General features: G+C 41.4%; 5 protein-coding genes and 1 pseudogene. 2 read left to right on the forward strand and 4 right to left on the reverse strand.

Features of this window, described 5'->3' with window-relative positions:
- Positions 1–139 precede the first annotated feature (139 nt).
- From IM450_RS22475 to hypE, 4 genes and pseudogenes are all read right to left on the reverse strand, one after another.
- Positions 140–220 (reverse strand): annotated as a pseudogene (locus tag IM450_RS22475) (transcriptional regulator); the annotation flags it as partial.
- Positions 221–266: 46 nt separating this feature from the next.
- A complete protein-coding gene (hypB, locus tag IM450_RS09285; RefSeq protein ID WP_287666502.1) occupies positions 267–1,079 on the reverse strand; it encodes a hydrogenase nickel incorporation protein HypB in 813 nt (270 codons plus the stop codon).
- Complete coding sequence (locus tag IM450_RS09290) at positions 1,070–1,414, reverse strand: hydrogenase maturation nickel metallochaperone HypA/HybF (protein WP_002801994.1); 345 nt, start codon at positions 1,412–1,414, stop codon at positions 1,070–1,072. Before IM450_RS09290 ends, hypB begins: the two co-directional genes overlap by 10 nt.
- A 145-nt stretch (positions 1,415–1,559) precedes the next feature.
- Positions 1,560–2,630 (reverse strand): hydrogenase expression/formation protein HypE, encoded by a 1,071-nt coding sequence (hypE, locus tag IM450_RS09295; protein ID WP_287666504.1) that lies wholly within the window; start codon positions 2,628–2,630, stop codon positions 1,560–1,562.
- 349 nt (positions 2,631–2,979) lie between these two features.
- Between hypE and IM450_RS09300 the strand changes: the two genes are divergently transcribed.
- Positions 2,980–3,897 (forward strand): hypothetical protein, encoded by a 918-nt coding sequence (locus IM450_RS09300; protein WP_287666506.1) that lies wholly within the window; start codon positions 2,980–2,982, stop codon positions 3,895–3,897.
- A gap of 67 nt (positions 3,898–3,964) precedes the next feature.
- Positions 3,965–6,433 (forward strand): ATP-dependent DNA helicase RecG, encoded by a 2,469-nt coding sequence (gene recG / locus IM450_RS09305; protein WP_002801997.1) that lies wholly within the window; start codon positions 3,965–3,967, stop codon positions 6,431–6,433.
- The last annotated feature ends 122 nt before the right edge of the window (positions 6,434–6,555 follow it).

The raw sequence follows: 6,555 nt of genomic DNA on the forward strand, positions 1-6,555 counted from the left end.
CGATCCCCCCTTAGTCCCCCCTTGATAAGGGGGGTGCCGATCCCCCCTTAGTCCCCCCTTGATAAGGGGGGTGCCGATCCCCCCTTAGTCCCCCCTTGATAAGGGGGGTGTCTGATAATTTTTAACGCCTACCTACTTATTCTTCTTCATTTTCAATAATCTTGGGTTGAAATTTAGTCAACAGTTGATTATAAATATTTTGGTCAAGTGCTAGGGTCATTTTTCCTTGGGTTAGACTGAACTTTTTTGGTGTGTTACTGCTTAACTTAAACCAGCGATTTTAACCAGCTGTACCAAGCATCTAAACCTTCTCCAGTGGTAGCGGAAACTTGAAAAACTTTCAGATTGGGATTAACTTGATAGGCGTAATCTAAACAGCGATCGAGGTTAAAATTAACGTAGGGTAGTAGGTCTATTTTTGTCAAGATCATGACTTGAGAAGCGTGGAACATATAGGGATATTTAATCGGTTTATCTTCTCCTTCGGTGACGGAAAGAATGACAACTTTGGCATTTTCTCCCAAATCAAATAAAGCAGGACAAACTAGATTACCGACATTTTCGATCATCACTAAAGAATTCATCGGTGGATCGAGTTCGATTAATCCTCTCTCTACCATTGATGCTTCTAAATGACAACCTGTTCCGGTATTAATTTGAACGACTTGGCAACCGGTTTCACTAATTTTTTGGGCATCATTAGCTGTAGCTTGATCTCCCTCAATCACACTGATAGGAATAGCGGTTTTTAAATCGGCAATTGTGCGAGTTAACAGGGTAGTTTTTCCCGAACCGGGGGAAGAAACCAGATTAAGGGCAACAGTTTTTCTCCCCTTCAACCAACCGCGATTTTGTGCCGCTAATAGATTATTTTTTGCCAGCAGATTTTGCTCAACTTGGAGAATGTTACCATGAATTTGAGCGTGAATTTCTGCGGTATGATGGGGATGCTCATGATCGTGATCGTGATGGCTATGACTAATAACAGTACCATCGGCTAAAATATGTTCATGGGTTCCCGTTTGCGGATTAGTTACCGTCACTTCCGAGTTATCAGAACAACCACAGGTTACACACATAAGGATTCTGTCTCCAACGATTTAAGATTTAATTCTTGACCCTGTAAAATGATTATATTACGACTACCACATCGCTCGCAGATTCCGTAGGGATATTCTAGTTCTAGCTCATTTCCGCAATCTTGGCACTGTCCTAAACCAGAAATTTCCAGAATCTCTAACATTGCCCCCTCTATATTAGTACCTTGACAACAGGTATCAAAACAAAAAGCGATCGATTCTGGCATAATTGCCGTTAGTTTACCAATCTCTAACACCACGCGCTTAACTTTCATTCCTCGGGAATGTTCTAAGGCAAGTTCGATAATATTTTGGGTGATTCCTAGTTCGTGCATTTTCAGTTATCAGTTATCAGTTATCAGTTATCAGTTATCAGTTATCAGGGAGAAGAGAGCAGGGAAATTTCAACTAAAACCCCAAAACCCCAACTATCTGTTTTTTTAGTTTTCACTTTTTCCCTTAAAACTGTCTTCTGTCTAATTAACATATTCTCGGTAATTGTTCACCGACTAACATATCGAGAATCCTTTTAGTGCCGAAAGCGGTTTTTAAGTAAACTAAATTGGGGGGAGAAGCGACGACTTCCCCGATAGAAGCGGCATTTTTACCGTCAGGATGGGAGCGCATCACTGCTAAAACGCGATTTTCCGCCTCTGGTGGCACGACAAGGACTAATTTGCCCTCATTTGCCAGATAAAGCGGTTCTAAGCCCAATAATTCGCACATTCCTCGCACTTCTTCCCGGATGGGGATCGCCGTTTCCTGTACCTGTATTCCCACCCCTGAACTTTGGGCAAATTCGGTTAAAACCGTGGCTAATCCGCCTCTAGTGGCATCCCGCATCGCTTTAACTTCCGGGCAAACTGCCAGAATTGCAGAAATTAAAGAATTCAGGGCTTGACAATCGCTTTCGATTGTGCATTGCAGGTCTAATTCGCCCCTAGCAATCAGAATGGCGGCTCCGTGATCCCCCAGAAAACCGTTAAGCAAAATGCGATCGCCAACTTGTAAATTATTCGCCCCGGAATTGATTCCGGCTGGAATTACCCCCACTCCAGAGGTATTAATAAATATTTGATCCCCTTGTCCCTTAGAAACGACTTTTGTATCCCCAGTGACGATTTTTACCGCTGCTTTTTCGGCGGCTATTTTCATGCTAGTAACGATGGTTTTTAGGGTGTCGATAGATAAACCTTCTTCGAGGATAAAACTACAACTGAGATAGAGAGGAATTGCCCCACCGACAGCCAAATCATTAACGGTTCCATTGACTGCTAAACTGCCAATATCACCCCCCGGAAAGAATAGGGGAGAAACCACATAGGAATCGGTGGTAAATGCCAAGCGATCACCTATTTTAGCCAAATCTTTAATCTCAAATCGTGCTTGATCTTCAAGGGTTGCCAGTAAGTTATTATCAAAATTATTAACGAATATCTCGTTAATTAAATCCCGCATTGCTTTGCCACCACTGCCATGGGAGAGAGTGATATTTGTGTCGGTAATTTTTGTTTTTTTTAATTTTAAAGAAGCTGAAGGATTGCTAGTCATAAATTTAAGTAGAGCAGTTATCTTGATGGTGAGGTAGAAAGTTTTCGTTTTGGGGAGTCGGTGGTCGATAGTAAATTAGGTTACACTTGATCTTGATCAGAAACGCTGTCATAGCTTACTGCTAGATTATCTTTATGGGTTTCTGGTATTTCTCGCACTTTTTCTACAGTTAAGTCCAAGACTTGAGCAATTCGTTCTACAGTGAAATTTAAAGACGATCAACGCGGCACAGATTCCAGTTTACCTTCTTTTCGTCTGAGCATCTCCCCCATGTCAGGGTGCTATAGCTGACAGTGAGTCGCTATAATAGAATTCGCCGATCGCTAACTTCTCCCTCGGTAAAATTTCTATGACTGGAAGACTGAACAAGCTACAACAAGATTTAAAGAACATAGAAACGGAAGTGGCAAATTTAGCCGAAAGAATGCGAGAAAAATACCGAATTTATCTTGATTTACTCGGTGAATCTCTCTATAAACAGGCGATCGGGGCAGTGTATTATATCTGTACCCGTTACTATGGGGGGGAATTTCTGGCCCTCTCCCACAGCAATCGTCAGAAACTACAAGAGGAGATCAAAGCTCTAGGACAAGAGGCTAAAGCCAGTTTACAGCAATTGGGCGAACAGAGCTTCAATCGAGGGGCATTTTCAGGGGTAGGATTCTCTAAAAGTCCAGCAGAGACAGTTAACACCCCAGATTTCTTGAAGCTTTTTCTAGACAAACGGGAAAATCTAGCCGCAACTGGAGAGATTAATAACCCCGATATTTTGCTTTATTGTTGTCGAGTCCTGGAAAAAAACTGTATCGAGATTCTCAATCATCTCTCTAAACAAATTAATCAGCAACTACAAAAAGCCTATATTATTCCCCCTCATCTACCCAGTCAAATTATCGATATGGCAATTCAAGCGGGAGAAGAGGGACAATCCCTAGGTGGAGGAAATAATATGTTAAACATTCTAGTGGAAGCTAAAAACCCTGAACCAGAGGAAGAAAAAGATGAAGATGAAGATGAAGATGAAGATGAAGATGAAGATGATGGGGATGATCATGATTTTTCAAGTGGCAAAGTCACTAAAGTAACGGCGATTCATCTACGAATGGCTGAACTAGAATTTGCTGATGCGCGCTTAAGTGTCGAAAGAAATCAAATTCGCTCCCTTTGGGAACAATTAAATCGTCTAGGTAAACAATATCATCACCTTCGCAAAGAATATACTATCGCTCAAGCGGAAGCGGCGTGGCGCAGTAGTTGGTATGATTAATCAGTTATAATTAAACAGAGGTATTAGGGAAACATAACACTAGGAAATTTGGAATCAAGAGGCAATTATGAAAGGGGAAATACCCGACTGGGTGAGATTACAAAAAGCCTTATCTGTAGAAGCGGAAAAAGGTTATCCAGATCTTCAGGGAAATCAATACCGTTTTAGCGAGTTTTTGTGTCTTAGTTTCGGTGATAATCCTCCCGTGGGAATTGCCACCAGTGAGAGAAATCGCTGGCGAGAATTAGCCCAAAAATTTGCCCAATATTCCCAGTTTAATCCCAGACAAAGACAACAATTAGTCACCGAAACTCGCAATTTTTTGCAACAATTACGGCAAACTTTAGAAGCAACCCCCACCCCAAAAGAACCAGCTGCGGCGAAAATTATTAATACCACTCCCATCACGGCAAAGACTAATTCTCCACGGCAAGTTACCCTCGAACAACCCTTGAAATATCTAGCGGAAGTGGGAGAGAGAAAAGCCAGTCTTTTAGAAAGATTAAACCTCCACAAAGTTGAAGATTTATTATATTATTATCCCCGGGATCATGTGGATTACAGTCGTCAAGTTAATATCGCTAATTTAACCGAGGGGGAAACGGTAACTTTAGTGGGGAATGTCAAGCGCTGTAATTGTTTTAATAGCCCCAAAAATACCAAGTTAGCTATCTTTGAATTGCTCTTACAGGATCGTACTGGACAGATAAAATTAAACCGTTTTTATGCGGGAACTCGCTATAATAATCGTGCTTGGCAAGAAGGACAAAAAAAACTCTATCCCGTCGGTTCAGTGGTGGCGGTTAGTGGTTTAGTCAAAGCGGGTAAATATGGGTTAACTTTAGAAAATCCTGAATTTGAATTATTAGACAGTTCTGGGGCAAGTATTGAGTCCTTAAAAATCGGGCGTATTCTGCCAGTTTATCCCCTCACCGATGGAGTACCCGCCGACCTAATTAGAAAGGCTGTAGTCGCCGCTTTTGGGGCAGTAGAGGCGATAAAAGATCCCTTGCCTTTCGGTCTAAGAAAACAATACGGATTAATCGATTTAAAAACAGCAATTACTAACATTCATTTCCCTAATAATGCCGAGATTCTCAGTCAAGCGCGACGGCGATTAGTCTTTGATGAATTCTTCTTTTTACAATTAGGTTTTCTGCGGCGGCGGCAACAGTATCGTCAGACACAGAAAAGTGCTATTTTTAGTGCTAATGGTCAACTAATTGATCGATTTAATCAGATAATTCCATTTCAATTAACCAATGCTCAAAAACGAGTTATTGAGGAAATTTTAGAGGATTTAGATTCTAGCACCCCGATGAATCGTCTCGTGCAGGGGGATGTGGGTTCTGGCAAAACAATTGTCGGAGTTTATGCTATTTTAGCAGCCCTACAATCTGGTTATCAAGCGGCATTAATGGCTCCCACGGAAGTTTTAGCAGAACAACATTATCGTAAGTTAGTTAGCTGGTTTAATCTCTTACATTTACCCGTAGAATTATTAACTGGTTCCACAAAAACCGCTAAACGGCGAGAAATTCACGCCCAATTAGAGACAGGAGAATTACCACTTTTAGTGGGAACTCATGCCCTAATTCAAGATGCAGTTAATTTCCGCAAATTAGGTTTAGTTGTTATTGATGAACAGCATCGCTTTGGGGTACAACAAAGGGCAAGATTATTAAGCAAAGGAGAGTCTCCCCACGTTTTAACCATGACAGCAACACCGATTCCCCGTACTTTAGCTTTAACCCTACATGGGGATTTAGATGTGAGTCAAATTGACGAATTACCCCCCGGCAGGCAACCGATTCAAACCACCGCTTTAAATGGGAATCAAAGAAGGGCTGCCTATGATTTAATTCGCCGTGAAATTGCCCAAGGCAGACAAGCTTATGTGATTTTTCCCTTGATTGAAGAATCGGAAAAATTAGATGTTAGAGCTGCGGTGGAAGAATATCAAAATTTATCAGAAAAGATTTTTCCCAATTTTAATATCGGTTTACTCCATGGTCGCATGAGTTCCGCCGAAAAAGAGGAAATCTTAACAGCTTTTCGCGATAATATTCTGCAAATTATTGTCTCAACTACGGTTATCGAAGTGGGGGTGGATGTTCCCAATGCCACGGTGATGTTAATTGAAAATGCCGAACGTTTTGGCCTTTCACAATTGCATCAATTACGGGGGCGCGTGGGCAGAGGTTCCCATCAATCCTACTGTTTACTTTTAAGTGGGACTAATAGTGCTAATTCCCGTCAAAGATTGACGGTTTTGGAACAATCCCAAGACGGCTTTTTTATCTCGGAAATGGATATGCGATTTCGCGGTCCGGGGGAAGTTTTAGGACAACGACAATCGGGTTTACCAGATTTTGCCCTCGCTAGTTTAGTCGAGGATCAAGAGGTGTTAGTTTTGGCAAGAGATGCCGCCGAAAAAATTATGTTAGATGATCCCCATTTAATCACTTTGCCCAATTTGAAACAAGCCTTAGAAGCTAAATATCAACGGATGTTGGGAGCGGATATTTTAACTTGATTTAGATGTTCAGTGATCAGTAAACAGTAATACTAAATCCAGTTATTAAAAACTGATTATTTATTCTCCGTTTTGCAGGAGTGCCTCTCTTGATATGTAGCCCATACTCAACGGATTTACTA

It is taken from the genome of Microcystis sp. M083S1 (assembly GCF_020246405.1).
GTDB classification, from domain to species: Bacteria; Cyanobacteriota; Cyanobacteriia; order Cyanobacteriales; family Microcystaceae; genus Microcystis; species Microcystis aeruginosa_C.

Coding starts and splice junctions, on each gene's coding strand:
- hypB (WP_287666502.1), bottom strand. CDS start 1,079: ATGTGTGTAACCTGTGGTTGTTCTGATAACTCGGAAGTGACGGTAACT.
- IM450_RS09290 (WP_002801994.1), bottom strand. CDS start 1,414: ATGCACGAACTAGGAATCACCCAAAATATTATCGAACTTGCCTTAGAA.
- hypE (WP_287666504.1), bottom strand. CDS start 2,630: ATGACTAGCAATCCTTCAGCTTCTTTAAAATTAAAAAAAACAAAAATT.
- IM450_RS09300 (WP_287666506.1), top strand. CDS start 2,980: ATGACTGGAAGACTGAACAAGCTACAACAAGATTTAAAGAACATAGAA.
- recG (WP_002801997.1), top strand. CDS start 3,965: ATGAAAGGGGAAATACCCGACTGGGTGAGATTACAAAAAGCCTTATCT.